24 protein-coding genes, 4 tRNA genes and 1 pseudogene are annotated in these 26,121 nt (G+C 64.7%); 16 read left to right on the forward strand and 13 right to left on the reverse strand.

The window, feature by feature from the left end; all coding sequences use genetic code 11:
* Positions 1 to 65: 65 nt before the first annotated feature.
* A tRNA-Trp gene (locus tag ASC68_RS08905) sits at positions 66 to 141 on the reverse strand.
* Positions 142 to 309: 168 nt separating this feature from the next.
* Between ASC68_RS08905 and ASC68_RS08910 the strand changes: the two genes are divergently transcribed.
* A complete protein-coding gene (locus tag ASC68_RS08910; RefSeq protein WP_055877974.1) occupies positions 310 to 588 on the forward strand; it encodes a hypothetical protein in 279 nt (92 codons plus the stop codon).
* An 83-nt stretch (positions 589 to 671) separates the two neighbouring features.
* Here ASC68_RS08910 and ASC68_RS28620 read toward each other — a convergent pair whose 3' ends face one another.
* Entirely contained in the window at positions 672 to 839 is a 168-nt protein-coding gene (locus tag ASC68_RS28620; protein ID WP_156384537.1) for a hypothetical protein, read from the reverse strand.
* A gap of 97 nt (positions 840 to 936) precedes the next feature.
* Between ASC68_RS28620 and gcvA the strand changes: the two genes are divergently transcribed.
* Positions 937 to 1,830 (forward strand): transcriptional regulator GcvA, encoded by an 894-nt coding sequence (gene gcvA, locus ASC68_RS08915; RefSeq protein ID WP_055877976.1) that lies wholly within the window; start codon positions 937 to 939, stop codon positions 1,828 to 1,830.
* Between the two features lie 340 nt (positions 1,831 to 2,170).
* The gene (locus tag ASC68_RS08920; protein ID WP_055877977.1) at positions 2,171 to 3,253 is read left to right on the forward strand and encodes a UTP--glucose-1-phosphate uridylyltransferase; all 1,083 of its coding nucleotides are present in this window, start codon (positions 2,171 to 2,173) and stop codon (positions 3,251 to 3,253) included.
* Between the two features lie 158 nt (positions 3,254 to 3,411).
* Here ASC68_RS08920 and ASC68_RS08925 read toward each other — a convergent pair.
* Positions 3,412 to 3,485: transfer RNA gene (locus ASC68_RS08925), tRNA-Gly, on the reverse strand.
* A gap of 125 nt (positions 3,486 to 3,610) precedes the next feature.
* On the opposite strand from ASC68_RS08925, the gene ASC68_RS08930 reads away from it, so the two are divergent.
* From ASC68_RS08930 to ASC68_RS08950, 5 genes are all read left to right on the forward strand, one after another.
* Entirely contained in the window at positions 3,611 to 4,006 is a 396-nt protein-coding gene (locus ASC68_RS08930) for a hypothetical protein (RefSeq protein ID WP_055877979.1), read from the forward strand.
* 160 nt (positions 4,007 to 4,166) lie between these two features.
* Positions 4,167 to 4,997, forward strand: a complete 831-nt coding sequence (locus ASC68_RS08935) for a sugar phosphate isomerase/epimerase (protein ID WP_197421141.1) — start codon at positions 4,167 to 4,169, stop codon at positions 4,995 to 4,997.
* A complete protein-coding gene (locus ASC68_RS08940; RefSeq protein ID WP_055877982.1) occupies positions 4,994 to 5,755 on the forward strand; it encodes an NAD(P)-dependent oxidoreductase in 762 nt (253 codons plus the stop codon). The genes ASC68_RS08935 and ASC68_RS08940 overlap by 4 nt, the downstream gene beginning before the upstream one ends.
* A gap of 80 nt (positions 5,756 to 5,835) precedes the next feature.
* Complete coding sequence (locus ASC68_RS08945) at positions 5,836 to 6,867, forward strand: PAS domain S-box protein (protein ID WP_055877984.1); 1,032 nt, start codon at positions 5,836 to 5,838, stop codon at positions 6,865 to 6,867.
* A gap of 136 nt (positions 6,868 to 7,003) precedes the next feature.
* Entirely contained in the window at positions 7,004 to 7,486 is a 483-nt protein-coding gene (locus ASC68_RS08950; protein WP_244488411.1) for an AAA family ATPase, read from the forward strand.
* Between the two features lie 41 nt (positions 7,487 to 7,527).
* On the opposite strand, the gene ASC68_RS08955 is transcribed toward ASC68_RS08950, so the two are convergent.
* A tRNA-Tyr gene (locus tag ASC68_RS08955) sits at positions 7,528 to 7,612 on the reverse strand.
* 154 nt (positions 7,613 to 7,766) lie between these two features.
* Between ASC68_RS08955 and rlmB the strand changes: the two genes are divergently transcribed.
* A complete protein-coding gene (gene rlmB, locus ASC68_RS08960) occupies positions 7,767 to 8,522 on the forward strand; it encodes a 23S rRNA (guanosine(2251)-2'-O)-methyltransferase RlmB (protein WP_055877986.1) in 756 nt (251 codons plus the stop codon).
* A 34-nt stretch (positions 8,523 to 8,556) separates the two neighbouring features.
* On the opposite strand, the gene ASC68_RS28955 is transcribed toward rlmB, so the two are convergent.
* Entirely contained in the window at positions 8,557 to 9,759 is a 1,203-nt protein-coding gene (locus ASC68_RS28955) for a hypothetical protein (RefSeq protein WP_197421144.1), read from the reverse strand.
* An 88-nt stretch (positions 9,760 to 9,847) separates the two neighbouring features.
* Positions 9,848 to 10,522, reverse strand: a complete 675-nt coding sequence (locus ASC68_RS08970) for a DUF1345 domain-containing protein (protein ID WP_055877987.1) — start codon at positions 10,520 to 10,522, stop codon at positions 9,848 to 9,850.
* Positions 10,523 to 10,666: 144 nt separating this feature from the next.
* Here ASC68_RS08970 and ASC68_RS08975 point away from each other — a divergent pair.
* Positions 10,667 to 10,742: transfer RNA gene (locus tag ASC68_RS08975), tRNA-Thr, on the forward strand.
* Between the two features lie 14 nt (positions 10,743 to 10,756).
* Here the strand turns inward: ASC68_RS08975 and ASC68_RS08980 are convergent.
* Positions 10,757 to 11,395, reverse strand: a complete 639-nt coding sequence (locus tag ASC68_RS08980) for a hypothetical protein (protein ID WP_055877989.1) — start codon at positions 11,393 to 11,395, stop codon at positions 10,757 to 10,759.
* Positions 11,396 to 11,640: 245 nt separating this feature from the next.
* Between ASC68_RS08980 and ASC68_RS08985 the strand changes: the two genes are divergently transcribed.
* The gene (locus tag ASC68_RS08985; protein WP_055877991.1) at positions 11,641 to 12,057 is read left to right on the forward strand and encodes a DUF4189 domain-containing protein; all 417 of its coding nucleotides are present in this window, start codon (positions 11,641 to 11,643) and stop codon (positions 12,055 to 12,057) included.
* A gap of 137 nt (positions 12,058 to 12,194) precedes the next feature.
* On the opposite strand, the gene ASC68_RS08990 is transcribed toward ASC68_RS08985, so the two are convergent.
* The 3 genes from ASC68_RS08990 to ASC68_RS09000 all read right to left on the reverse strand — a co-directional run bounded on the left by ASC68_RS08990 (position 12,195) and on the right by ASC68_RS09000 (position 16,489).
* On the reverse strand, positions 12,195 to 12,686 hold the full coding sequence (locus ASC68_RS08990) for a peptide deformylase (RefSeq protein WP_055877992.1): 492 nt from the start codon (positions 12,684 to 12,686) through the stop codon (positions 12,195 to 12,197).
* A gap of 4 nt (positions 12,687 to 12,690) precedes the next feature.
* Complete coding sequence (locus ASC68_RS08995) at positions 12,691 to 15,117, reverse strand: penicillin-binding protein 1A (protein ID WP_055877994.1); 2,427 nt, start codon at positions 15,115 to 15,117, stop codon at positions 12,691 to 12,693.
* A gap of 154 nt (positions 15,118 to 15,271) precedes the next feature.
* Positions 15,272 to 16,489 (reverse strand): N-acetylmuramoyl-L-alanine amidase, encoded by a 1,218-nt coding sequence (locus ASC68_RS09000; protein WP_156387294.1) that lies wholly within the window; start codon positions 16,487 to 16,489, stop codon positions 15,272 to 15,274.
* Between the two features lie 672 nt (positions 16,490 to 17,161).
* Between ASC68_RS09000 and ASC68_RS09005 the strand changes: the two genes are divergently transcribed.
* Positions 17,162 to 19,921: a ribonuclease E/G gene (locus ASC68_RS09005; RefSeq protein WP_055877998.1), complete on the forward strand. Its 2,760-nt coding sequence runs from the start codon at positions 17,162 to 17,164 to the stop codon at positions 19,919 to 19,921.
* Positions 19,922 to 20,029: 108 nt separating this feature from the next.
* On the opposite strand, the pseudogene ASC68_RS28270 reads toward ASC68_RS09005, so the two are convergent.
* Positions 20,030 to 20,902: pseudogene (locus ASC68_RS28270) on the reverse strand (AraC family transcriptional regulator); the annotation flags it as partial.
* 124 nt (positions 20,903 to 21,026) lie between these two features.
* Here ASC68_RS28270 and ASC68_RS09015 point away from each other — a divergent pair.
* On the forward strand, positions 21,027 to 21,716 hold the full coding sequence (locus ASC68_RS09015) for a YafY family protein (protein WP_055878001.1): 690 nt from the start codon (positions 21,027 to 21,029) through the stop codon (positions 21,714 to 21,716).
* 77 nt (positions 21,717 to 21,793) lie between these two features.
* On the forward strand, positions 21,794 to 22,168 hold the full coding sequence (locus tag ASC68_RS09020; RefSeq protein WP_055878003.1) for a VOC family protein: 375 nt from the start codon (positions 21,794 to 21,796) through the stop codon (positions 22,166 to 22,168).
* A gap of 505 nt (positions 22,169 to 22,673) precedes the next feature.
* On the opposite strand, the gene ASC68_RS09025 is transcribed toward ASC68_RS09020, so the two are convergent.
* Complete coding sequence (locus ASC68_RS09025; protein WP_055878004.1) at positions 22,674 to 23,183, reverse strand: GNAT family N-acetyltransferase; 510 nt, start codon at positions 23,181 to 23,183, stop codon at positions 22,674 to 22,676.
* 4 nt (positions 23,184 to 23,187) lie between these two features.
* Positions 23,188 to 24,342: an aminotransferase class I/II-fold pyridoxal phosphate-dependent enzyme gene (locus ASC68_RS09030; RefSeq protein ID WP_055878007.1), complete on the reverse strand. Its 1,155-nt coding sequence runs from the start codon at positions 24,340 to 24,342 to the stop codon at positions 23,188 to 23,190.
* A 135-nt stretch (positions 24,343 to 24,477) separates the two neighbouring features.
* On the opposite strand from ASC68_RS09030, the gene ASC68_RS09035 reads away from it, so the two are divergent.
* Positions 24,478 to 25,401 (forward strand): DsbA family protein, encoded by a 924-nt coding sequence (locus ASC68_RS09035; protein ID WP_055878010.1) that lies wholly within the window; start codon positions 24,478 to 24,480, stop codon positions 25,399 to 25,401.
* A gap of 285 nt (positions 25,402 to 25,686) precedes the next feature.
* Positions 25,687 to 26,121 (forward strand): type II 3-dehydroquinate dehydratase, encoded by a 435-nt coding sequence (aroQ, locus tag ASC68_RS09040; RefSeq protein WP_055878011.1) that lies wholly within the window; start codon positions 25,687 to 25,689, stop codon positions 26,119 to 26,121.

The following is a 26,121-nucleotide window of genomic DNA, read 5'->3' on the forward strand; positions in this document are numbered from 1 at the left end:
AACCTAATGAAAACATTTGGGAGCGCGGAGAGGCGCTGGCCGCTCGCGGACCGGCTAGGTGCAGGTGGCAGGGGCAGAAGGACTTGAACCCTCGACCCTCGGTTTTGGAGACCGATGCTCTACCAACTGAGCTATACCCCTAAACCTGCGGCCCTCCCTCTACTGAAAAGCCTCGCGCCGCGCAAGTGGCAAGGGGGCAACCTTCGCGTGATGATTGCGCGCCGCTGTGGCGCGGGATTAGGCTCTGTGCCGCGCGGTCCAAGGCCTTTCACCAAGGGGCTGCGCTTTGGAGGTAACCAGGGGAAATAGATGAAGAGACTCGTTCTCGTTGCCGCGCTCGTCGCGTCCGGTTTCGCCGTGCCTGTCCTGCCTGCCGCTGCCGCTTCGGTGCTCTCGGATTCGGAAGTGAACTGCCTGATCTTCCCCGCCCTGAAGAAGGAATGCTGGGAGAAAGGCGCCGAGATGCTGAAGGCGACGCCGAAGACGGTTGCCACGGCGACCGAAACCACCGCAACCAAGCTCAAGCTGCCGACGCTGTGGACCTGCACCGCCGCGCCCAAGGGTTCGGGCCACCTGCTCGACTGCTGATCTTGAATCTGTCCGCACAAACAGAAGGCCCGGCAGCGATGCCGGGCCTTTGTTATGGTCCCTCGCGGAAGCGGCGCCGCTCATTACGGGTGGTGAAAAGGATAGTGCGTGTCGTTGGCGCCGATATCGGTGCGCAGGTACGAACTCAGCTCCCGGATATCGGCCACGGGGTGGGCGCGAGGCGGCAGGATGACGTGCTTCACCCAGCCGAACAGGCGGGCAGCGCGGGACTTGGGGGCCTGGTAGAGCATTTCGATCACCGTCAGCTTTGATACGTGTGAAGGGTAGATGCGCCTCCAGAGCTTTGATTTCCAACCAAAGCTCGAGTATCATGCATAAGGAGGCCTTATGTCAGATCACCTACCCCCACTTGCTGCGATCCGCGTCTTCGAGGCGGCTGCCCGGCACCTGAGCTTCACCCGCGCCGCCCAGGAACTGGGCATGACGCAGGCTGCGGTGAGCTACCAGATCAAACTGCTCGAGGAGCGGGTGGGCTCGCCGCTGTTCCTCAGGCGGCCGCGCGAGGTGGCGCTCACCGAGGCCGGCGAGCGGCTGGCGCCGGAGGTGAGCCGCTCTTTCGAGATTCTGCGCGAAGCCTTCATCGATTTCGGAGCGCGCGAGCATGGGACGCTGATCGTCAACACCATGCACACCTTTGCCGCGCAATGGCTGGCGCCGCGGCTCGGCATCTTCCAGCTCCGGCACCCGGAGATCGCGGTGCGGCTCGAGACCACTGACCGGCTGGTAGATTTCAGTCGCGAGCAAGTGGATGTTGTCGTGCGCGCCGGCAAAGGCGTCTGGCCGGGGCTCAACGCGGTCAAGCTGCTCGATGTGCGCTTCACCCCGATGCTGTCGCCGGCGCTGGCAGCGAGCATCGGTGGAGTGCATGAGCCGGCCGACATCCTGAAACTGCCGCTGCTCGACGCCGACGACCCCTGGTGGATCCTCTGGCTCGACGCCTACGGCCTGCCGCACGATGTGCTGAAACAGCAGAAGACACCCTCGATGAACATGCAGACCTTCGACGCGATCGCCGCCATGACCGGCCAGGGCGTCACCCTGCTCACCCCCGACTATTTTCAACGCGAGCTGGCGGAAGGGCGACTGATACAGCCGTTCGAACGAGTGTTCGGCGAAGGCACCAGCTTCTGGCTCGCCTACCCCGAGGGACGCCGCAACGTCGCCAAGATCAAGGCGTTCCGCGACTGGGTGGTCGAGGAGGCGGGCAAGCCGATCAATTAGGAAGGGCTGGAGCGAGTTAAGGGGATTGATGAGCTCAAGCGTGGGGGCAGATCACTCCTCTGCCACCACTAATCCCTGGGTATTGCCCCCCGCGCATGGGCCCGTTCGTTCATGTCACGGCGGACTTGATAGATATCGGTTCGGTCAACCAGTGGACGCTACAGCTGAACCCCGTGCAGCCGGTTCGTGTATACCCCGGCATGCGGATTGGGCAGGTTACGTTCTGCACCGTTCGCGGAAACATCGTCCTGTATAGTGGGAAATACCAAGGTAGCAGGGGGCCGCAGAGCTCCAAGGCCTATGTCGAGTTCAAAAGTTGACCGTGATTGGGAGGAAAGGCATGGACCCTCGGTTTGAGGAGGAGGCGCCAGCAACGCAATACTACGATAACGCGCTGTTTGAGCGCCTGCGTCGCGACTACAGGAGCAACTCACTCTCTACGCCCCTCCTGACCGACATCCGGTATGCAACGCGAGCCGATATCCAGTCCCACTGGCCGGACGAGGCCCACCGCAAAATCGGCAGTTCGACGATATCGGCCGGCGATGTCGGCGCTGTCATTCTGTGTGGTGGCCTTGCAACCCGCTTTGGCGGCGGGGCAAAGGCGGCCGTAGAGTTGTTGCCGGGCTGGACGCTGCTGCGTGTAAAGCTGGAAGCGCTGGCAGGGGTCGCTGCGGCGCACGACACAACGTTGGCAGTAATCGTCGTGGTCAGCCCTGCGACTGAACTCGCCGTGCTCAAGGTGCTCGAAAGCCAGAGCCATGCGAGGCTGCGCATCAAAGTCGTAACGCAGTCGGTGCTGCCACGGCTACTCGAGGATGGGCACCTGCTGCTGCAAGCGGATGGAACTCCGAGTTTCAGCCCACCCGGCCATGGCGAGGTTCCGAAGCTGCTCGCTGCCCACCACAGCATAGACGGCATTTCCCCGCGCTTGTGGCAAATCTCCAATATCGATAACCTGCTTGCAACGCTCGATGCCGACATCGTCGGGGCGCACATCGCCAGCAAGATGGATGCTACCGTGGAGGTGGCTCCGGGGACCGCGACGGATGTCGGTGGATACCTCACCTACGGTCCGCACGGTTTCGAGATTCTCGAAGGCTTCCAGGTCGATCCCTCGGACCGCCCCACTAAGGAATTCTTCCTGAACACCAACACGTTCCTTATTGGCGGCACCGCCATTTCAGCCGGAGAGCGCCTCCCCTACTACGCGGTGACAAAGACGACATCGGATCGACGAACCGCCGTCCAGTTCGAGCAACTGCTTGGAGGTATTGGCAGCCTGATACCGCTTAACGCAGTTGCTGTGCCGCGGGACGGCAACATGTCTCGCTTCAGGCCGATGAAGCTCATCGAAGACTTGCACGAGTCACGCGGCGCGGTGGTCGCGGCGCTGGAGGCATCCGGCCTGATCAACTGGTAGCCGCCGCCGATTACTCCTGACCGGTGCGTCGGTGGCCGAAGAAGATCTGCCGCATCGCCTCGTCGATATCAGCCTCCTTCACAAACCGGCAGGCTGGCTGCAGGGATAGAGCTGAAACGCCGCGTTTTCATGCCGTTAGGTCGACGGGCGGGAAGGGCTGGAGCGGGTGAAGGGAATCGAACCCTCGTCATAAGCTTGGAAGGCTTCTGCTCTACCATTGAGCTACACCCGCGCCGGAGCGCCAGCGCTTCTTAGTGGCTGAGGCGCGATGCTGGCAAGCCTCTTCGATCCCACCCAAGCCTCTTCGATCCCACCATTGTGCGTTGCTCACGCGCCAGATCGGAGTCAGCGTGAGGCATGCGAGCTGCGATTGCCCTGCTGATGCTGCCGCTGCTGGCGGCCGCCCTTCCGGCCCACGCCGAGGATGCACGGTTCATGCTGTGCGAGGCCCTGCCCCACCTCACCTGCGTGTGGTCCGGTGACAGCTTCTATCTGCGCGGCAAGGTGATCCGCCTCGCCGACGCCGTCACGCCGGAGCGCTACACCTCGGAATGTCCCAAGGCGAGCCAGCTCTCGTGGAGTTCGGCGCTGCGACTGCGTGACCTGCTGAATGCCGGGACCTTCGAGATCGGGGATGCCGATGGATCGGCGTTGGCGTTGGTGTCGCGGGATGGACAGTCGCTGGGTGCGCAGCTGATCACCGAGGGGCTGGCCCAGGCGAGGACGCCGGCATCGCCGGACTGGTGCGGCTAGCCAAGTGGCGCCGGCGCAGCCCCTGCCCCACGCGAGGCAAACGTATAATTGACTCCGGGCGCTGCCGCCGGATGGATGCCGCGTCTCGAGGAGGACGATGATGCGGCTTGGTATGAGCGGGTGTTTTTTGCCCGCGGACATGAATGACCTGACCCCAGAGATGTGCCGACGGGTTCGCGATGCAGGTTTTTCCGGCATCTTCACGCGCTTTCGCGACAACGACCCGCTGACCGCGCGTCGCGAGGACGCGGAGCGGCTGAAAGCCCTGCTCGCCGACGAGGGCGTGGCACTGTTCCAGACCACCGGCTACTGGCAGAACCTCGTCACCTCCGACGAGACGGCGCGGGCGCAGTCGGTGCGCGTCGTGCAGGCGGCGCTGCAGCTCGCAGGCTGGATGGGCGCCCGCGGTATCGACACCGGCCCCGGTTCGATGAACCCAGCCGGGCCTTGGTTCCCGCATCCCGATAACTGGACGGCCAGGGCCGAGCACCAGTTGGTCCGCTCGCTCAAAGAGTGCGCCAAGGCGGCGGAGGATGCGGGAGTGTTGCTCAGCCTCGAATCGCACTCGCTGGTGACGCCGCGCACTCCTGAAATCGCCGCCCGCATCCTCGATGCAGTGGATTCGCCATGGGTGCGCTGCGACTATGATTCCGCCAACTGGATCACGCTCGAGACGATCTACGATACCGGCGGTGCGCTCAACGCGCATTTCGACCGGCTCGGCCGCCACATCTGCAGTGCCCATGCCAAGGATATCTGGGTGGAGAACCGGCTGGCGATCCACTTGCAGGACGGCTGCCCCGGCAAGGGCCTGATGGACTTTGCGACGCTGTTCAGCCGGCTAGAGGCGCTCGACCCGGACTATCCGCTGATCGCCGAGGGCAACTCGAGCGAGGAACTGCCCGAAGTCGGGGCACTGTTCCACCGGATCGCCGGCGAGCGCGGCATCCGCATCCTCGATGTCGGCGATAAGCCGGAGGCTGCCCGATGAAACTGCTGCTCGTCGGCGGGGCCGGCCATGTCGGCCAGCTGATCACCCCCTATCTGAAGGCGAGGCACACGCTCAGGGTGCTCGACCTCACCCCACCCGCCGACCCCGATGTCGAGCATGTGAAGGGCTCGGTGCTCGACCCCGAGGCGATCCGCGAGGCGCTCACCGGGGTCGATGGTTTCGTTTGGCTGGCGATGCGCAGCGCCCAGGGCGGCATGGTCACCGACCAGGACATCGAAACCATCGTCAACAATTATGACTTGAACACCAAAGCCCTGCACCTGTTCCTTTACCTGGCACAGGAAGCTGGGGTGAAGCGTGGGGTCTACACCAGCTCGATGAGCGTCCACTATCGCGGTCGCCCGAATTATCCGGGCGAGGACCAGGTGCCACTCGACTCGCCCTCCGTCTATGGCCTCAGCAAGGGACTGGGCGAAGAGATCTGCGCCTATTTCGCGCACTGGTTCGGCATGAACATCATCGGGCTGAGGATCAGCGGACCGCGCAAGCGCGCCGACTATCTTGCGCAACGCCGCCACCCGCAGCGCGCCGGCGACGGCAGCTATGTCTACCCGCTCGATGAGGAGGACATGGCTAACGCCTATCTCGGCGCCATCGAAGCGGTGACGCCGCCCGCGCCTGGCGGGTTCGAGGCCCTGTTCATCGTCGGCGACGAGACCGGGGAGGAACACGACCTGTCGAAGGCCGCTCGACTCATCGGCTGGCAACCGCGCTCGCACCGTCTGCTGATCGAATAGCGGCAGGACGCGGAGAATCTCTCGCGCCCCGGAACCAATGTGCGTCCCTCTCGTTCACTGGCGGGTGTCTGGGGGACTATATGCAGGGTGAACGAGAGAACCTGGACGAGGGCGAGCGCATCATCGAGGCGCGGCTCGCCGCGATCATTGATTCGTCCTTCGATGCTGTAATCGCCAAGGATCTGAACAGCGTGATTACGCATTGGAACCCGGCAGCCGAACGGATGTTCGGCTACACGGCCGAGGAAGCCATTGGCCGCTCCATCACCATGCTGATCCCGCCGCACCTGCAAAGCGAGGAAACCGACATCATCCGGCGCATCCGCGCCAATGAGCGGATCGAGAGTTATGAGACCGTGCGGCTGCGCAAGGACGGCAGCACGGTGTTCGTGTCGCTGACCGTATCGCCGATCCGCAACCCGAGCGGCGAGGTGGTGGGCGCTTCCAAGATCGCCCGCGACATCACCCAATCGAAGGAAAGCGAACGGCGGATCCGGGTGCTGCTGCGCGAGATCAACCATCGGGTGAAGAACCAGTATGCGGTGATCCTGTCGCTGATCCGCGAGACCGGGCTGAGTTCGGTATCGATTGACGAGTTCCAGGCCAAGATTCGCACCCGCATCGCCAGCCTCGCGGCCTCGCATGACCTGCTGGTCCGCTCGGAATGGACCGGCTCGACGCTGGCCGAACTGGTCAAGGCGCAACTGGCGCCGTTCGGACACGAGAACCTGGTGACCATTTCGGGCCCCCTGGTCTCGATCTCGCCCAACGCCGTGCAGAACCTCGGTATGGCCTTCCACGAGCTGGGCACCAACTCCGCCAAGTACGGGGTGCTCTCCGGTGCCGGCGGCGCCATCACGGTGTCATGGTCGGTGAGTCGGGGGCCGGCGGCCGAGCTGGCGATGACCTGGGACGAGAACTTTGACGAGCCGCTGGTAGCCGAGCCGCAAGCCGGGCGTGGGTTCGGAACCGTCGTACTCGAGCGCGTAACACCGGTCGCCCTCAATGGCCGAGCCAGTACCACGCGCACCGCGTCGCGCATTACATGGACGCTCGAGGCGCCGGTGAGCTCGGTATTGATGGAAGAAGCTGGCGCAGAGGGCGACGCCTAGGCCGCGCCGCCTCTGCCTTCGGGGATCGGCGAGCCGACCCTGGGATCGGCGAGAGCCGACCCTGGGATCAGCGAGAGCCGGTTGCGCTTCCGGTGGAGGTGGGGCCACATGTGGAGGCAACCGAGACTGGCGGGTCATGGCAACACTTCATCTGATGGTTGGACTGCCAGGCAGCGGCAAGACGACGCTGGCCCGGAAGCTGGAGGTCGATTACGGCGCGCTCCGCCTTACCGTCGACGAGTGGCATGTCCGGTTGTTCGGCATGGACGTCGAGGAGCACATTGACGACGGTGATCTCGCGACACACAACGCCAGGCACGCGGCCATCGAGGCGCTGCTGTGGGAGACTGCGTCGCGGGTTCTGGTCCTTGGCGTGGACGTGATCCTCGATTTCGGCTTCTGGACCAGGCGCGAGCGAGACGAACTGCGAGCAAAAGCTCGCGATCTCGGCGTCGGCTTCACAATCCACTTTGCCGATGCGACCGAGGGGCAGCTGCTGGAACGCATCAGGGCCCGGAATGGCCAGTTGCCTTCCGGGACGTTTCACATCCCCGAGGCCAGGCTCAAAGACTGGATGGGCCTGTTCGAGGCCCCATCGCCGGACGAGCTCACTGAGTAAGCCTGCCGGGGCTCTAATGAATACCGACCGCTTCAAGGGGGTGGTGGAGGGGACTGGATTCGAACCAGTGTACGCTAAGCGAGCAGATTTACAGTCTGCCGGATTTAACCACTCTCCCACCCCTCCATTCAGAGCCGGAGAAACGAACGGCGCCCGTCCCCGGGCGCGTCGTCGGGGCGGTTTATGTCGGGGCGGTGAACGCCTGTCAACACCCAATCCGCCCTTTGCGCATCGCAGTGCTCGCCTTGCTGTCCTGCATCAAAACCGCTAGGGCATCCCTATGAGCCGCAACAAATTCCCGCCCAAGCCCAAGTACGACCCGGATACCGGGCCGGTCTACCTCTATGGGCTGCATACGGTGCGGGCGGCACTCGACAATCCCCTGCGCGAACGGCGGAACCTCTTGGTCACTCCCAATGCGCTGATGCGCCTCAGGGAGACCGGTCCGGTGGAGATGCGCTTCACCGAAACGACGCCCAGGGATCTCGATCGGCTGCTCGGTGCGGACGCCGTGCACCAGGGTGTGGCGCTGGAAGTCGAGGCGGTCAGCCGCTTCGGGCTCAACGATGTGCCCAATCCCCGGCTGGTGGTGATCCTCGACCAGCTGACCGACCCGCATAATGTCGGGGCGATCCTCAGAACGGCCTGTGCCTTCGGCGCCGATGCGGTGGTCACCACGGCCCGGCATTCGCCGCGCGAGACCGGGGTCATGGCGAAGGCTGCGTCCGGGGCGCTCGACATGGTGCCGATGATCGAGGTGCGCAATCTCGGCGACGCCATCGAGAAGCTCAAGGAGCGCGGGCTGACGGTGATCGGCTTCGATTCGGAGGCCCCTGCTCCGATCCGCCCACGCACCGACGATGCGCCGATGGCGATCGTCCTCGGCGCCGAGGGCAAAGGCCTCAGGCAGCGGACGCGCGAACTCTGCGACGAAATGGTGCGGCTCGACATGCCCGGGCCGATCAAATCGCTCAACGTCTCGAACGCGGCGGCGATCGCACTGTTCGCGGTAACCGCGGGCCGCGCGGGGGCATAAGGGCCCGCGGGGATACCCGCGGACCCTCAGTACCTCACGGCGTGGTGCAGCGCACCAGATCGGTCCCATTCACGTTCAACACGTCGGTCCCGGCCTGGGCGATCTCGATCGTCTTGTCGCCCGCCTTGAGGCTTGCCTTGCCGTTCGTGGCTGGAACGGCATCCACGAGCGTGATCTCGCTACCCTGCCGCACGGAGATCTTGGTGATCACCACGTAGCCGGTGCCGCCGGCCTGGTCGACCGTGCCGCAGGCATCGTAGGTCGGCGCCCAGACGCCGAGATAACCAATCTCGCTGCGATCGGCATTAGCCGCCAGCCGAGTATCCGGCTTCAGGCCATCGGCCGGCAGGATACCCATGGCCGGGGTGGTCATCACCGGCGCCTCAGCCGCGGCAACGGCAGCGGCAGCATCGGCCGCACCCTTTGACTCGGCCGGCGTAGCGCTGGCCGCAGGAGCGGCATCAGCCGCGGCAACAGCAGCAGCAGCATCGGCAGCGCCCTTCGCTTCTGCGGAGGCCGGCGCCGCGGCAGCCGGAGCGGCTTCGGCGGCGGCCGCAACAGCGGCCTCGGCGTCAGCCTTGCCCTTGGCGGCGGCCGCAGCAACCGTCGCTTGCTTGTCCGCTTCCGCCTTGGCGGCCGTGGCTGCCGCGGCCTTATCTGCGGCTGCCTTATCCGCGGCTGCCTTATCTGCGGCTGCCTTATCTGCGGCTGCCTTATCTGCGGCTGCCTTGTCCGCAGCTGCCTTGTCCGCAGCTGCCTTATCCGCCGCTGCCTTGTCCGCAGCTGCCTTGTCCGCAGCTGCCTTGTCCGCAGCCGCCTTGTCCGCAGCCGCCTTGTCTGCAGCGGCCTTATCTGCCGCCGCCTTGTCTGCAGCCGCCTTGTCCGCAGCCGCCTTGTCCGCAGCTGCCTTATCCGCGGCTGCCTTGTCTGCGGCTGCCTTGTCTGCGGCTGCCTTATCCGCGGCTGCCTTGTCCGCAGCCGCCTTGTCTGCAGCCGCCTTGTCTGCAGCCGCCTTGTCTGCAGCCGCCTTGTCCGCAGCGGCCTTGTCCGCAGCGGCCTTTTCTTCGGCAGCCTTCTGCTCCGCTGCAGCCTTATCCGCATCAGCGGTGGCGGCCGGCGCAGCGGGGGCTTCGGCGGCCGGCTTGGCCGGCGGCGGTGCCGAGTTGTTGTCGCAGGCAGCGAGCAGCAGGCCCAATGACAGGGCGACCGGCAGGGCCAGAAGGTGCGTTCGTTTCATGGTCGGTTTCCTCTTCGAAGTTTTGGCGCCCGGGACAGCCGCCCGCCGCGAGTGACCTGTTTGCCTGGGTCGCCGGAGACGCCCAGCCTCATTTGCCGGCGATCGCCACGACAACGTTGACCGTCGCCGCGACAATGACCGTGTTGAAAAAGAACGAGACGACGCCGTGCAGGGTCACCAGGCGCCGCATCGCCCGCGACGTCACCGCGACATCGGCGACCTGCGCGGTCATCCCGAGCACATAGGAGAAATAGAGGAACGCCGCGCCGTCGGGCGGCTCGTCGCCCGGAAACGCCAGGCCGGCGAGCACCTTGCCCTGCTCGTCCGGATCATCGCGATAATACTCGTGCGCATAATGCAGCGCCGCCATGGTGTGCACCGTGAACCAGCCGAGCACCACCGAAACGACGCTGACCGCGATTTCGAGCGGATCGGCCCTGCCCTGCCCATCGTTGAGCGCGAGGAACAGGAAGATCACTGCCACAACCGCCACGAGGAGGGTGACGAGAAAGATCGCCGCGACGGGAGAATCGGCGTCATCGGGCCGCTGCTGCAGGAACTCGGCGGTGAGGCAGGGAAACTCGATGCGTACGAGCAGCAGGTAGATGACGAACATCGCATTGGCGGCGGCGGCGACCGCATATTTGGGCGACAGCAGCAGGCACGCGACAAACACCGCCAGCCCGACGCCGACGCCCCAATAGAAGGCGGCGTGCCGCGGCAGGATGCGGGCCGGAACAGATGCGCTTCGTTCGCCTCCCACGGCGTCTCCTCCGCCAGTGAATCACCAGCCAGCCGGATATTTGCACGGCGAGGATGCCACATCTAAGACAAGCCGTCGCCGCCCGGCGCGCATGCTGCGGCGCGCCTTGCGCCATCCGGCAGCCAGTGCTATCGACCGCGTCGGGCCGGCATAGCTCAGTTGGTAGAGCAACTGATTTGTAATCAGTGGGTCGCGAGTTCGATTCTTGCTGCCGGCACCAATAATTTCAGCACCTTAGTTAAGCGCCGATATGCGAGTCGTAGCGCTGGTGATCGCAGACTCGGCCTTCGAGAGGTTCGCGAGCACGGCCCCCTGGCTTTGAGCCGGCACCCCATGCGCACCACCGGGGCACGCGTCGGTAGATTGGATGGCCGCCTGTTGAAGAGCGGGTAAGGCGTTGGCCAGATCTCGAGAAATCTGCGCCAGCGCGGCATCTTGCGCGTTGCTCTTGGCAACCGACGCCCGTGCAACGTTCATCGCCTTGGTAACGTCCACGATTGCAGTCACCTCTTGCCCGACGATGATGTTCAATGGCGGGCTGTATTTGACGCTGTTGACGATCGCCACCGGTGCTGGAAGGTCTGACGCATCACTCTCGAGTGGATCGACCCGCAGGTGAACCATGTGACTGGTCGGCGTCATGGTGCTCGGGAGAAATGCGATGACCCCGAAGAACACCGCTAAGCCAGCTCCCACCCACATGAATTGCCGCAGCAACTGCGCAGTCACTGGTGGAATTCTCTCGCGCCTCAGCGCGTATATCGCCAATAGAAGGAGCAGCGCAGATAGGCCCAACGGCCCGAATTTTAGGAGACCCGCCACTCCCGAGAATATCTCGGAGACTGCTCCGGTACTAAGATCGACGGTTTCCATGATTCACCCCCACGGCACAATGCCAATCGGGATAGTGATGAGTCTTTTTGCCGATCGTCTAGTCGATTTGCTGTCTCCATGCCGCTATTCAAAGCTTAATTGCGCAATCCGCCGGTTCGCTGGAGGAGTACTTTTGTCGGCTCCGCAGATGAAGCAAACCGCGCCGATACACTTGCCTATCGTGGTCTAAAAGGAGGAGGCTCTCGTTTCCTGGATCGGATTGACAGGGACTGGGGAGGACGACCATGCGCTCACTGTTAATTCTGTTGGGCCTCGTTTTGGCATGCGCCATAGGAAGCCATGCTGCGGCGCAGGACACGACTAACTGGAAGGCGGTTGCAGGATCCTGGGACAGCAATTTCGCTTTCGTCACCGGAAGATCGACAGAGGACGACGCCAAGTCGGAGGCGCTGCGGAGGTGCAACGCATTCGTATCTCCGGATTACGCCTGCACGGTGCTGGCCGCGGTCCCTGACGACCAATTCATCGTCGTTACCTACTGTTCCAACGGCTACGACGACGCGTCTGAGGTGGGCGCCTCCGCTTCAGGCTACGACAATGCCTACGCACTCGCCCTTGCCCAGTCGACGAAATGGTTCAAAGCTGACGACTGCGCCGTCATTCTGCGATCGGATGGCTACGAGACGCCCGATGGGGATTGATGTTGCGCCATCTTTAGGGACCCAGCTCAGCTGTTGGCTCGCATCGATTGACGCAACCGGAGGACGCCCGCCTAAGCCGCTTTTGGCGCGACGAACGATGCAGTGCGCCGTGTTTGAAATCCGTGGCGCTGCCGAGCCTACTCCCCACCCCGCTTCTTCCACTTCTTGAGCACCATGTCCCGCTTCAACCGAGACTGGCGCTCGAGGAAGAAGGTGCCGTTCACCTGGTCGATCTCGTGCTGCGCGATGCGGGCCGGCAAGCCTTCGAAGCGGCGCTGCTGGCGGGCGCCGGTTTCGTCGTCCCAGGCGATTTCCGCGGCGTAAGGGCGAGTGATCTCCACCTCGACGCCGGGCATCGACACCGAGCCTTCGGGGCCGGGAATGCTGGGGCCGTCGGTGGAGACGATTGCGGGATTGTAGAGCACGAGGTAGTCGCGCTTTGCCGGGTCCTCGTCGGCGCTGATCACCACGACCGGGGCGACGGCGCCGATATGGACGGCGGCGAGGCCATAAGCATTGGCGGCGCGCGGCGCCTCAAGCAGGCGGTTGCCGATGGCCCTGAGGCTGTCATCCAGCAGCCGCGGCTCGGCCTTGCGGGTGAGCCGCGGATCGGGATAGCCGACGATCATCGGGCTAGAACAGCCCGCCGCGGCCCAGCGTCATGTCGGTCGCGGCCGGATCCTGGCCGGCCTGGATGGCCTGGAAGGCGTTGGAGTCGACGCCGATCACCGAGGTGACGAGGTTCGGGCCGGTGCCCGGCTTGAACGCCTCGTAGATCGCCTGGTCGCCACCATTGGCCTTCACGCCGGTGCCCGGATCGATCCACACCTGAGCCATGCCGCCGGGCATGTTGAACGGGGTCGGCGGCTTGCCCTTCAGGGCCTTGGAGACGAACTCGGTGAAGATCGGCACGGCCATCTCGCCGCCCGTCGACTGGCGGCCCATGTTGCGCGGCGTATCGAAGCCGACATAGACGCCAACCGCCAGCTCGGGGGTGAAGCCGATGAACCAGGCGTCCTTGTAGTCGTTCGAGGTGCCGGTCTTGCCGGCGACCGGACGGCCGAGGCTCTTGGCGCCGGTGCCGGTACCGCGCTGCACCACGCCTTCCATCATCGAGGTGATCTGGTAGGCGGTCATCGGGTCGAGCACCTGCTCGCGATTGTCGATGATCAGCGGCTCGCCCTGCTGGTTCCAGGTTTCGGCGGCGCAGCCGTCGCAGACGCGCTCATCGTGGCGGTAGATGGTCTTGCCGTAACGGTCCTGGATTCGGTCGATCAGTGTCGGCACGATCCGACGGCCGCCATTGGCGATGGTGGCGTAGGCAGCGGTCATCCGCATATCGGTGGTTTCGCCGGCGCCGAGCGCCATGGCCAGCACCGGGTTCAGCTCGTCATAGATGCCGAACATCTTGGCATAGTCCGAGATCAGCGGCATGCCGAGATCCTTGGCGAGACGCACGGTCATGACGTTACGCGAGCGCTCGATGCCGCGGCGCAGCGTCTGCGGACCATAGAATTCCTGGGCGTAGTTCTCCGGCCGCCAGACCGAGCCGTCGCCATTGACGATTTCGATCGGGGCGTCGAGCACCACCGAGGCCGGGGTGTAGCCGTTATCGAGCGCCGCCGAATAGACGATCGGCTTGAACGAGGAGCCGGGCTGGCGCATCGCCTGGGTGGCGCGGTTGAACTCGGACTCGGCGTAGGAGAAGCCGCCGACCATGGCGAGCACGCGACCGGTGCGCGGATCCATGGCGACGAGCGCGCCTTCTAGCTCGGGCACCTGCTCCAAGGTGTAGGCGCCCTCGCGGTCGGCGAGCTTCGAGACATAAATCACGTCTCCGGGCTTCAAAATCGAGCCGAGTTTCTTGCTCACCCACTTGATATCTGGGCCTGCAATCGTGCCGGTGACGCGTTCGGCCGAGACCTTGCCTTCGATATCGGTGGCGGGACGAATGCCGATGCGGCCTTCGTTGTCGCCCATCTCAAGGACGACGGCGAGGGTCCATTCCGGCACGTCGCTGAGCGGCTTGACGGCGTTGACCGCGGCGCCCCAGTCCGAACTGATATCGACGCTGGCGATGGGACCGCGGAAACCTTCACCGTGATCATAGTGGATCAGCCCATCCATCAGGGCACGGCGCGCATAATCCTGCAGATGCGGGTCGAGCGTGGTGCGGACGCTGAGCCCGCCGCCATAGAGCTCGGCTTCGCCATAGAGCTTGCCGAGCTGGCGGCGCACTTCCTCGGTAAAATACTCGGCCGAGAACAGCTGGCTGCCGGAGGTGCGCGGCTTGACGTTGAGCGGCTCCTCCTTGGCCTTGGCAGCCTCCTCGGCCGTCACGTAGCCATTCTCGACCATGCGGTCGATCACCCAGTTGCGGCGTTCGATGGCCTGCTTGGGGCGGCGGAACGGGTGGTAGTTGTTCGGGCCCTTAGGGAGTGCCGCGAGATAGGCGGCCTCGCTGAGCGTCAGCTCGTAGAGGGCCTTGTCGAAATAGTTGAGCGCCGCCGCGGCCACGCCATAGGAATTGAGCCCGAGGAATATCTCGTTGACGTAGAGCTCGAGGATCTTGTTCTTCGAGAAGGTCGACTCGATGCGCAGCGCCAGGATGGCTTCCTGGATCTTGCGGTCCCAGGTCTGCTCGGAAGTGAGAAGGAAGTTCTTCGCCACCTGCTGGGTAATGGTCGAGCCGCCCCCCTGGATCGAGTCATTGCCCTCGACGCGCGCCATGATGTTGTCGCGAAGGGCGCGGACCACGCCGTCCACGGCGATACCCGAGTGGGTATAGAAGTCTTTGTCTTCGGCCGAGATGAAGGCGTTGATGATCAGCGGCGGGATGGTTTCGATCGGCTGGAACAGCCGGCGCTCCCGCGCATATTCGGCCAGGAGCGTCCCGTCCGCGGCGTGCACGCGCGTCGTCACCGGCGGCTGATAGTCCTTCAGCACGGTGTAATCGGGCAGCGTCGCATTCAGCTGGTTGAGATAGACGGCGCCAACCGCAACGGCACCCAGGGCGCAGAACACGCCGAAACCGAAGAGCCAGCCGAGAAGTCTGAGCATCAGATCGTGAACCTTGGAGCGGGCGCCATGGGTCCGATCGGATGCGGCGCGGAATATTGCGGAATCATACCAGACAAGGGCGGAAATGTGGACAAGGGCGTCCTTTCGGGAACTTGCCTTTCAATAACTTGCGAAGCGACGCGTACCCAAAACGTCACTGCGGCGCCACCGCGGCTTTCTGCGTGCTGTCGAAATAGTCGGCGATGCCGCGAGCCAGGGCGTTCACCACCCGGTCGCGCCAATCGGACTGCTGCAGGTTGGCGATGTCGGAGGCATTGGAAAGGAAGCCAAGCTCGACCAGCACCGAGGGCACGTCCGGCGCCTGCAATACGAAGAAATCGGCCTGCCGCACCGGGAAGCGGCGCAGCGCCACGCTCGGCTCGAGCTGGTGGACGATGGCCTCGGCGGCGAGGAAGCTCGATTTGCGCATCTCGCGCCGCATAAGATCGACGAGGATGTCCATCACCGCGGGCGTTGCCTGCGGTACCGAGAAGCCGGCGACGATGTCGTAGCGGTTCTCGCCGTCGGCCAGCACCTTGTCGAGCACGTCAGTGGCGTTCTCGTCACGGGTGTAGACGCTGGCGCCGCGGATCTCGGGCTGCTGGAAGCTGTCGGCGTGCAGCGAGATGAACAGGTCGGCCTTGTTCTGGCGGGCAAGATCGACGCGTTCGTTGAGCGACAGATAGGTGTCATCCTCGCGGGTCAGCGCCACATCGAAGCGGCCGGAATCGATCAGCACCTTCTGCAACTGCAGCGCGAAGGTGAGAGTGATGTCTTTCTCGTGCGTGCCATTGGGTGCACTGGCGCCGTTGTCGACGCCGCCATGGCCTGGGTCCAGCACCACCAGCGGACGGGTGGCAGTGATCGGCGCGTGTGTGCCAGGGTCGGTAGGAATGGTGGCGGGAGCGGCGCCCTGGTTGGCGATGGAGGCCGCGAGGTCGGAGGCGACCTTGGTCGCGAACTCCTCAGGGGTCGCCGCAATGATGTCGACGACGAGGCGGGCCGGCTGGTCGGCGACCGCATCGAGGATATAGGCCTGCTGCACCTGGGCCGGTTCGGCCAGCGTCAGCATGGTGCGCGCCCTGCCCTTTTCGGCCATCTCGACGGTATAGCCGGTGACGATGCCCTTGCCCGCAACGTCGGCCGGCGCGAGGATCTTCAGCTCGAACGCCTTGACGTCGATGGCGATACGGTTGGGTTTATCGAGCGAGACGATGGCAAACTCGGTCGGCCCCGAGAGATCGATGATCAGCCGCGCCCGCTGCGGCGTCGCGGTGACACGCGCATCGATGACATCGGGGTAATCGTCGATCGATTCGAGCTGGGCGAAGGTCGGGTGCGCGGCGAACAGGCTGGCCACGAGGACAAGCACAATCGCCGCAAACCCAGCAAATCCGCGGGTATGGCCGGCGGAACCGGCAGATTTCAACAAGACAGCAGCGCTCCCTGAGAGTGGTGCAAGACGCCAGATCACTCGGGCGATTCTGCGGCGTTACGCACGGCGCGTCGACAATGCAATAATGTGATCGATCTGGAAGCCGCCCGTACCCATGGGTTTTGAGTTTCCTGTTGCCAATTTGCGGCAACAACCCTAAAGCCATCTTTGAGGCGGCCTGCTGCCGCCACCATATGCCGGAGCGGCGCAATCGGCGCCCCTGGCCCTCGTGGTCGGCAGCGGCGGATCGGAAATCACCTGAGGTGACCCGGTCTGAAGTGCGGCACATTTGGCGCCTCGCGATAGAATCTCGATCCCTCGGGGTCGAAGAACAGGCGGTTTGATTAGCGCTGGCCTGTTCTCAAGGAAGAGGTCTGATGGCCATCGGGCAGACAAAGAGTGACGCGATCCCGAACAGCGGTTGCGCTTTTGTCGTCGAAGTCCCGGCTGCCTTCGCTCTCCAGTCTCGCGGCGGCGCGCGCGCCGTTGCTTTTGCCGGCGCCTCGCGCGCCATCCTCCTAAAACCATTCGCCTCGCATTGCGCTACGCCGGGAGGACCGGTTCGCCGGTCGATCGGTGTCGGCGCGCGACGGCGCGGAGACTTAGTCTATGGCTACAAAGCGCATGCTGGTGGATGCCATCCACCCGGAAGAAACACGGATCGTCGTCACTAACGGGAACCGGCTCGAAGAGTTCGATTTCGAATCCGCCCAGCGGCGGCAGCTGCGGGGTAATATCTACCTCGCCAAGGTGACTCGCGTGGAGCCCTCGCTCCAGGCGGCTTTCATCGAGTATGGCGGCAACCGCCACGGCTTCCTCGCCTTCTCGGAAATCCATCCCGACTATTACCAGATCCCCATTGCCGACCGCGAAGCGCTGCTGCGCGACGAGGCGCATGACGACGACGAGCACGAACACGAGCACGCCGCGGCCAATGCCGCCGCGCCAGCCGAGGTTTCGTCGGAGCATGACGACGCCGAGGGCGATGAAGAACACAGCCACATCGAGCAGGCGCCGACCAGCAACGAGCCGGTCGAAAGCGTCGGTGGTTCGGATGCGCTGGAAGACGTGCAGGAACGCCGTCGTCCGTCGCAGCGCCGCCACCAGTACAAGATCCAGGAAGTGATCAAGCGCCGGCAGGTGATGCTGGTGCAGGTGGTCAAGGAAGAGCGCGGCAACAAGGGCGCGGCTCTCACCACCTACCTGTCGCTCGCCGGCCGCTATTCGGTGCTGATGCCCAATACCGCGCGTGGCGGCGGGATTTCCCGTAAGATCACCAACGCTGCAGACCGTAAGCGTCTCAAGGACATCGTCGGGGATCTTGAAGTGCCGCAGGGCCAGGGGATCATCCTGCGCACGGCCGGCGCCAGCCGCACCAAGGCCGAGGTGAAGCGCGACTTCGAGTACCTGCAGCGGCTGTGGGAGAACGTCCGCTCGCTGACGCTCAAGTCGCAGGCCCCCTGCCTCGTCTACGAGGAAGGCTCGTTGATCAAGCGGACCATCCGCGACCTTTACAACAAGGATATCGATGAGCTGTTCGTGGCGGGCGACGACGCCTACCGCGAAGCCAAAGACTTCATGCGCATGATCATGCCGAGCCACGCCAAGAACGTGCAGCTCTACAAGGATGACGCGCCGCTGTTCAGCAAGTTCAACGTCGAAGGTCAGCTCGACCAGATGTTCTCGCCGCAGGTCACCCTGCCGTCGGGCGGCTATCTGGTGATCAACCCGACCGAGGCCTTGGTCTCGATCGACGTGAACTCCGGCCGCGCCACCAAGGAACACAATATCGAGGACACGGCGCTGCAGACCAACCTCGAGGCGGCGGAGGAAGTCTCCCGCCAGCTGAGGTTGCGCGATCTGGCCGGCCTGATCGTCATCGACTTCATCGACATGGTGGAGAACCGCTCGAACCGGGCGGTGGAGCGCAAGCTCAAGGAATGCCTGAAGAACGACCGGGCCCGCATCCAGGTCGGCCGTATCAGCCATTTCGGCCTGCTCGAGATGAGCCGTCAGCGTATCCGCTTTGGCGTGGTCGAAAGCTCGACGCACAAGTGCCCGACCTGCCAGGGCACCGGCCTTGTCCGCTCGGTGGAGAGCCTGGCGCTGATGGTGATGCGCAACGTGGAAGACCACGTGCTGCGCAAGCCTGGCCAGTCGATCAATGTGCGGGTACCGACCGATGTGGCGCTCTACATCCTCAATACCAAGCGCGGCACGCTGAACAACCTCGAGGCCAAGTATGGCCTCTCGATCACCATCGTCGCCGATGACCATGTCGGTCCCTCGCACTTCGCCATCGAACGTGGCGAGGCCCGCGTACTCGACCGCAGCGAGCCTGCCGGCACGCACGTCCGCGTCGACACCACCACGATCATCGACGCCGAGGCCGAAGCGGCCGACGCGTTGATCGAGGATGAGGACGACGAGGAGGAAGAAGAAGCCGCTACCGGTGGTGGCGAGCGTCAGGCGCGGACCGAAGAAGGTGGCGAACGCTCCGGCCGTCGTCGTCGTCGTCGCCGTCGTGGTGGCGATCGCGAGGATCGTCCGCAGGGTGGCCAGCAACAGCAGCAGCCGCGCCAGCCCGTCGAGGCCGCATCGGACGACGAGTCCGAGGACGGTGAAGGCGATGAGGCGCCGCGCCAGGCGGGTGAAGGTGCCGTCGGTGAAGACGGCGAGCCGCGTCGTCGCCGCCGCCGCGGTCGTCGTGGCGGTCGTCGCAACCGTCGCGATGGCGAGGGTGGCGAGCAGCGTGATGGCGTGACGGCCGAGCCGAGTTCGGAAGAAGCCGTCGCTGCAGCCGACGCGCCGGCCGTGGCAGTGGTTGCCGAAGCGCCGGCCAGCGCGGCCGGTTCGGTGGCAGCCGACGAAGCGCCGGCCGAAAAGCCGAAGCGTGGTCGCCGCAAGAAGCCCGAGCCTGTGGCAGAGGAGTCTGCTCCGGTGGTTGCAGCGCAAGCTGCTCCCGAGGTCGCAGAAGCGTCAGCACCCGTAGTCGCGGATGCTCCCGTGGTCGCAAAGAAGCCCGCTCGGGGGGCAAAGAAGGCTGCTCCCAAGGCCGCGCCGGCTGCCGAGCCGGAAGCCGTCACCGAGGATGCTCCGAAGCCCAAGCCGTCGCGGGCCCGCAAGCCCAAGGCCGCGCCGGCTGAGGCCGTGGCTGCCGAAGCTGCGCCGGCGGAAACCGTCGCCGAAGCTGCCGCGGCTCCCGCGCCGGAGCCCGAGGCCGCACCGCGCCGTCGCGCCAAGAAGGTCATCCCGGAAGGCGAGATCGTCGTGAGTTCGACCGCCCCGGCCGCTGAAGAGCAGCCGGCGGAAGACGCCAAGCCGAAGAAGGCCGGCTGGTGGCAGCGCCGCCTGGGCCTCGGCGGCTAAGCGAAAGCACACATGCAGAATCGAAAAGGGCGGGATCATCTCCCGCCCTTTCTCGTTGCAGGCTCGCCTCAAGCGCCGGTCTCGCGCCTCGATATGGCTTGTCATGGCCAGCGGCAGGAAGATGTCGGTGACGACCTCGTGTTCGGCAACGACCGGAACAACGCTCACCCGCTCACAGTAGAGCGGAAAATCCCGCAGGGTTTCACCGCTTGACGGTAACCAGTCGCGATACAGGAACTCGATCGCCGGCTCGACATTCTCGCTGCCGATGGCTCGCAGCACCGCACAACGTCCGGCCGGGATAACACCGGCCTCCACGCCCTGCTCGTTTGGTTCGATTGTTCGGTCCGTCGCGGCACAGATGTCGACGCGGAACTCGTCCGCCGGCGTGATCTCGGAATCCGAATGAAAGACATTGTAGGTCTGACTCGCAGCCGCCTTCAGACCTACTGCGCGTCGCCAGCCGATGAACTTCTGGATGGTCGCACCGACCAGGGCCGGGTTGCCTCGGTGCTGCAGGACCGCGACGGGTGTTTCCGGCACGTCCACGGTGTGAACGTCGTCCAACGAGTACTTCGTTTTCATGAGCCTGCTCCTGGCGTTGGTCATTGGCCACAGACCGGCAAGCCACTCCTCCCAGTTGGGAGTATCCCGGAATGCGGAAGGGGTTTGTCCCAACCGTTCCCGAAATACGCGGGCAAAGGCATCGGGGGCAGTGTAGCCGACATCCAGTGCGGCCTCGGTTACGCTCGCCCCCTGCGTGAACGCCAGCACTTGTCCCGCTCGTTTCATGCGGACCAGTTGGACATAGCGATGCACGGAGATGCCGAAGGATGCCCTGAACTGGCGATGGAAATGGTACTTCGACAAGGCCGCAACGGCACTCAGCGCATCGAGGCCAAGATCGTCCTCAAGATGCTGGTCGATGTAGCTCAACACCCGTTTCATGCGCGCGTCATGGGCCGCTTGCCGCGTCGTCATCCTGCCCTCCTGTGGCGCGATCACTCTGCCAACGTGCCGGAAGGTACGCTCGACTGATCTTGCTGAAAAATGGCAGCGTCTGGAAGTCGACGCCGCTCCGCCGTCAATCTGATATCTGAGGCGCATGTCCCGCACCGAACGCCTGCTCGACCTGATCCAGTTGCTGCGCCGCCATCGGGCGCCGGTGACCGGCCCTGCCCTTGCCGATGAACTCGGCATCTCGATCCGCACGCTCTACCGCGATATCGCGACGCTGCAGGCGCAGGGCGCCGATATCCAGGGCGAACCCGGACTTGGCTATGTGCTCCGGCCTGGCTTCACGCTACCGCCGCTGATGTTCTCGGCTGACGAGATCGAGGCGCTGGTGCTCGGTTCGCGCTGGGTAGCCCGTCGCGCCGAGGATCCGCGGCTGGGCGATGCGGCAGCCAATGCCCTGAGCAAGATCACCGCGGTGCTGCCGAGCGAGTTGCGCGACAGCGTCGACGGCTCGAACCTCCTGGTCGGCGGCGGCGAGGTGATCCCGGCGCAGGTCGACCTCTCGGCCATCCGCCTCGCCATCCGCGAGCAGAAGAAGCTGGTGATCGCCTATCGCAATGCCGGCGGCACGGCGACCGAGCGCACCATCTGGCCGTTTGCCATCGGCTTCTTCGACCGGGTGCGTGTGGTCATCGGCTGGTGCGAACTGCGCACCGACTATCGGCATTTTCGGCTCGATCGTATCGACCGCATGGAGATCCTGGCTGAGCGTTACCCGCGCCGACGCGCCGCCATGCTGAAGGAGTGGCGCGAGCGCGAGGGTATTCCGGTTCGCTGAGCAGCGGGAAATCGACCACTGCCGGAAACTGTCAGTGCTGCCGGCTAGACGGTCTCCATCAACAACGGAGACCTCCCATGCGCACCCTCAACTACCTGCTCCTCGCCGTCCGCGACCCGCTGCGGAGCGCTGAGCTTTACAGCAAGCTGCTCGGTCGCGAGCCGGTGGAGAAAGCCCCGACCTTCGTGCTCTACGTGCTGCCCACTGGGTTGAAGATCGGCCTGTGGCTGGCCGACGAGATGGAGCCTAGGCCGAACGCCGCCGGCGGGGTCGAGATCTCGTTCAGCGAAGACAGCCAGGACGCGGTCCGCGCTACCTTCGAAGAGTGGAGCAAGCTGGGGCTGAAGGTGCTGCAGGCGCCGACCGAGATGGATTTCGGCTTCACCTTCGTGGTCGAGGATCTTGATGGCCACCGGCTGCGCCCGTTCGTGCTGGCGGATAATCCGCGTTAGGGCGGTTTCACTGGGAGCATCACCAGCAAAGCTGATGGAGGCGCAGCCACAAGTACCGTGGCGTCGGCACACCCCCTCCGAGCTGCGCTAGCCTCGCTGCGCTCCCAAGCTGCGCTTGCCTCCCCCGTCAAGGGGGAGGTGGGCATCGAGGTTGTGGCCAGACGTAGCCACAAGCACCGGCCGGCACCCTCCCCGTGACGGCAGGGCTATCGCATATGACGGCGCTGGGCACCTCTTGCCTTCTCCCCTTGTGGGAGAAGGTGCCCGAAGGGCGGATGAGGGGTCCGCGCAACGAAGGAGAACCCCTCATCCGGCCTTCGGCCACCTTCTCCCACAAGGGGAGAAGGCACTCCAACTACTGTCAGTGCTCTATATGCGATAGCCCTGCCCGTGACGGGGAGGGATGCAGCGCGCGCGATGTTCGCAGGGACCACTCGTCCCTCGGGGACCGCGGTAACGCCCCGAGGAGAGGGGCTCAATAACGACAGCCGAAACGCCGGCTCGCTCAGACGGGCCGGTGGTGGCGGTAGACCAGATCTTCTGCGTCCTGGCGCGGGGCATCGTCGTCCCGCACCGCACCGAGGCGCACGGCCACGGCGATCGAGCGGGTGTTGGCCGGATCGAAATAGCTGACGAGGCTCGGCAGCCGCAGCGTCGCAAAGGCCCAGTCGCGGAATGCCGCTGCGGCTTCTGTCGCGTATCCTTTCCCCTCAAAGCCGTCATAGAGCATCCAGCCCAGTTCCTTCTCGGGAAACAGCGGGCCGTGGTTGATGCTCACTTCGCCGACGCACACGCCGTCGTGCCGGACCACCATCAGCCCGCCATGCCCGAAGAGGTCCCAACTGGCGATGTCGTGGCAGAACATGCCCCAGGCGCCCCAGCGGTCGAATGGCCCGCCCATATACCTGGCCCGGTCCGACATCATGATCTGCTCGAACGCGGGAAAATCCGCGAGGGCCGGCGGACGCAAGCGCAGCCGCACCGTCTCGATCGGAGGAATCACCAGCCCGGTCATAGCCTTAGCGCCCCCTCAAGAACCTCTCGATCCGGTTCAGCCCTTCGTCGATCGTCGCCCGCGTTCCGGCATAGGAGAAGCGCACGAAGCGGTTGCCGTTGAGCCGGTCGAAGTCGATGCCAGGCGTTGCCGCCACCCCGACCGCGTCGAGCATCTGCATGCAGAAGCTGAGCGAGTCATTGGTGAAGCGGGAAAAATCGACATAGGCGTAAAACGCGCCGTCGCCCTCGTTGGCGGAGGCAAGACCGAACTGCGCCAGCCCCTCGGCCAGCACGTGCCGGTTCACCGCGTACTGAGCCTTCTGCTGCTCGGAATAGTCCCGCTCGCCGAGCGCCACCCGGCCGGCGATCTGGCTGAGGGTCGGGGCAGCGATGAACAGGTTCTGCTGCAGGATGTTGGTGCGGCGGTTGAACCGCTCGGGCAGCACCATCCAGCCGATGCGCCAGCCAGTCATGCAGTAGTACTTTGAAAAGCTGTTGATGATGATGGCGTCGTCAGTGAACTCGAGTGCCGAAACCGACGGCGCCCGGTAGTCGAGCCCGTGGTAGATCTCGTCGGAAATGAACTGCACGCCGAGCCGGGCGCAGACCTCGACGATCTCCTTCAGCGCCTCGCGCGTCACCGCGGCGCCGGTCGGGTTGGCCGGCGAGGCGAACAGCAGGCCATCGAACTTTTCGCGGGCATAGGCCGCCTCGACATCGGCGGCGCTGAGCCGCCAGCCGGCGGCGGCCGTCACCGGGATCTCGACCGCCTGCATGCCGAGGGCATCGAGCGTGTTGAGGTAGGCCGGGTAACCGGGACGGGTCACCGCGATCTTCGCACCAGGCCCGAATGCCCCGAGGAAGGCGAGGATGAAGCCCGAAGACGAGCCCATGGTCACGACGATGCTCTCGGGATCGACCGTCGCGCCGTGTTGCGAACCATAATAGTCGACCAGGGCGCGGCGCAGTTCGATCTGCCCGGCCGAATGGGTGTAGTGCTGCGGCAGTTCCAGCGCGGCGGCAACGGCCTCGCGCACCCGCGGCGCCGGCGGCGCACCCGGCTCGCCCGATTCCATGTGCATCACGCTGCGACCGCTCGCTTCGACGAGCTTGGAGCGCGCGGTGACTTCCATCACGTAGAACGGCCTCAGGCCGGTGAGTTTTTCGTCGGTCTGCATGGCGCCTTGGCTACGGGAATTGCCGCGCCGCCTCAACTAGAATTGAAGCCGCGGCGTTCGGTCCGGGCGGCGCAGCATGGCATAATCGGCCTGGTCTGCTAGACAGGACCGCAACAGGGTCGTTCCGGAGTTCGCATGTCTCGCCTCACCACCATCCTCGTGCTTGCCGTCGGTGTGCTGGCGGGCGGGCTCGGCGCGACGCTGCTGTCGGCGCCGAAGCTCGATGAAGCTGCCGTCACGGCCATCGCCGAGAACGTGGTGGCGAAGGCCAAGCCGGAGCCAGGCCTCACCGCTTCGGCGGTCGAAACCATCGTCGCCGACCTGATCGCCAAGCAACCCAAGCAGGACACCCCGCAACCGGTGGCGGCGCTCGAGCAGTCGGCCATCGATCCGATGATCGAGAAATACCTGCTCGGCAATCCGCGCATCCTGCAGAAGGTTTCCGCCGCCCTCGATGCCGAACTGACCGCCGAGCGCATGGCCGCGACGCGCACCGCGATGGTCGAGCTCAAGCCCGCGATCTTCGAGTCCGAGAACGGCATCGTGCTCGGCAACCCCAATGGCGACGTCACGCTGGTCGAGATGTTCGACTATAATTGCGGCTATTGCCGGCAGGCCCTGCCCGATCTCGCGGCGCTGCTCGACAGCGACAAGAACCTCAAGGTGGTGCTCAAGGAGTTCCCGATCCTGTCGCAGGGCTCGGTGGATGCCGCGCGCATCGCCGCGCAGGTGGCTGACGCCGATGTCGACTACTGGGCCTTCCACCAGGCGCTGTTCACCAGCCGCGGCCAGGTCGACAAGGCGGCGGCGCTGAAGGCTGCGGCGGACCTCGGGCTCAACCCCATCACCCTCGAGATGGGCATGGCGACGCCGAGAGTCGACAAGGTGATCGAGGAAAGCTACCGCATCGCCGACCGGCTGAAGATCACCGGCACCCCGACCTTCATCATCGGCGACGAGATCATCCCCGGCGCCATCGGCCTCGACGCCCTGAAGCAGCGCATCGCCAATATGCGGGCGTGCGGGGCGACGGTGTGCACCACGGAGCAGCCGGGCTGAGTGACTTAGGCGATCAACCTCTCCGCCGGCGCGAGCCGCCCCCCACCCCTGTCCCCTCCCCGCAAGGGACGACAAGATGTCGCCCTGAGGGGGAGGGAGACCAAAACACTGACGCCGGTGGGAGCGTCTCCCTCCCCCCTTGCGGGGGGGGACAGGGGTGGGGGTCCACAGCCACCGCGTAAAGCGGCGTTTGACCCGCCCAGCCGCCGCAAATCCGCCCTTTTTCGTGCATTACTCCGCGCCACGCTTGCGCCCGCTGGGGGGCCAGTGCAAAAGGCACGAACCATGGCTCACCGCGTCCTTGTTCTCAACGGCCCGAACCTCAACATGCTCGGGACCCGCGAGCCCCAGACCTACGGCTCGCAGACGCTTGCCGACATCGAGAAGATGGCGATTGCCGAAGGCAAGACGCTCGGCCTCGAGGTCACCTGCAAGCAATCCAATATCGAAGGCGAACTGGTCACCTGGATCCAAGAGGCGCTGGGCAATTTCGACGCCATCGTCATCAACCCGGGCGCCTATTCGCACACCTCGATCGCCATCCACGATGCGTTTCGCGCCGTGGCGTTGCCGGTGATCGAAGTTCACCTCTCCAACATCTACACCCGTGAGGCGTTCCGCCATCACTCCTACGTTTCGCCGGTGGCGATGGGGGTGATTTGCGGTCTGGGCGCTACCGGATATAGGCTGGCGCTCCACGCACTGGCCGAAAAACTCTAA

This window comes from Devosia sp. Root105, from assembly GCF_001424865.1.
Classification (GTDB): domain Bacteria; phylum Pseudomonadota; class Alphaproteobacteria; order Rhizobiales; family Devosiaceae; genus Devosia_A.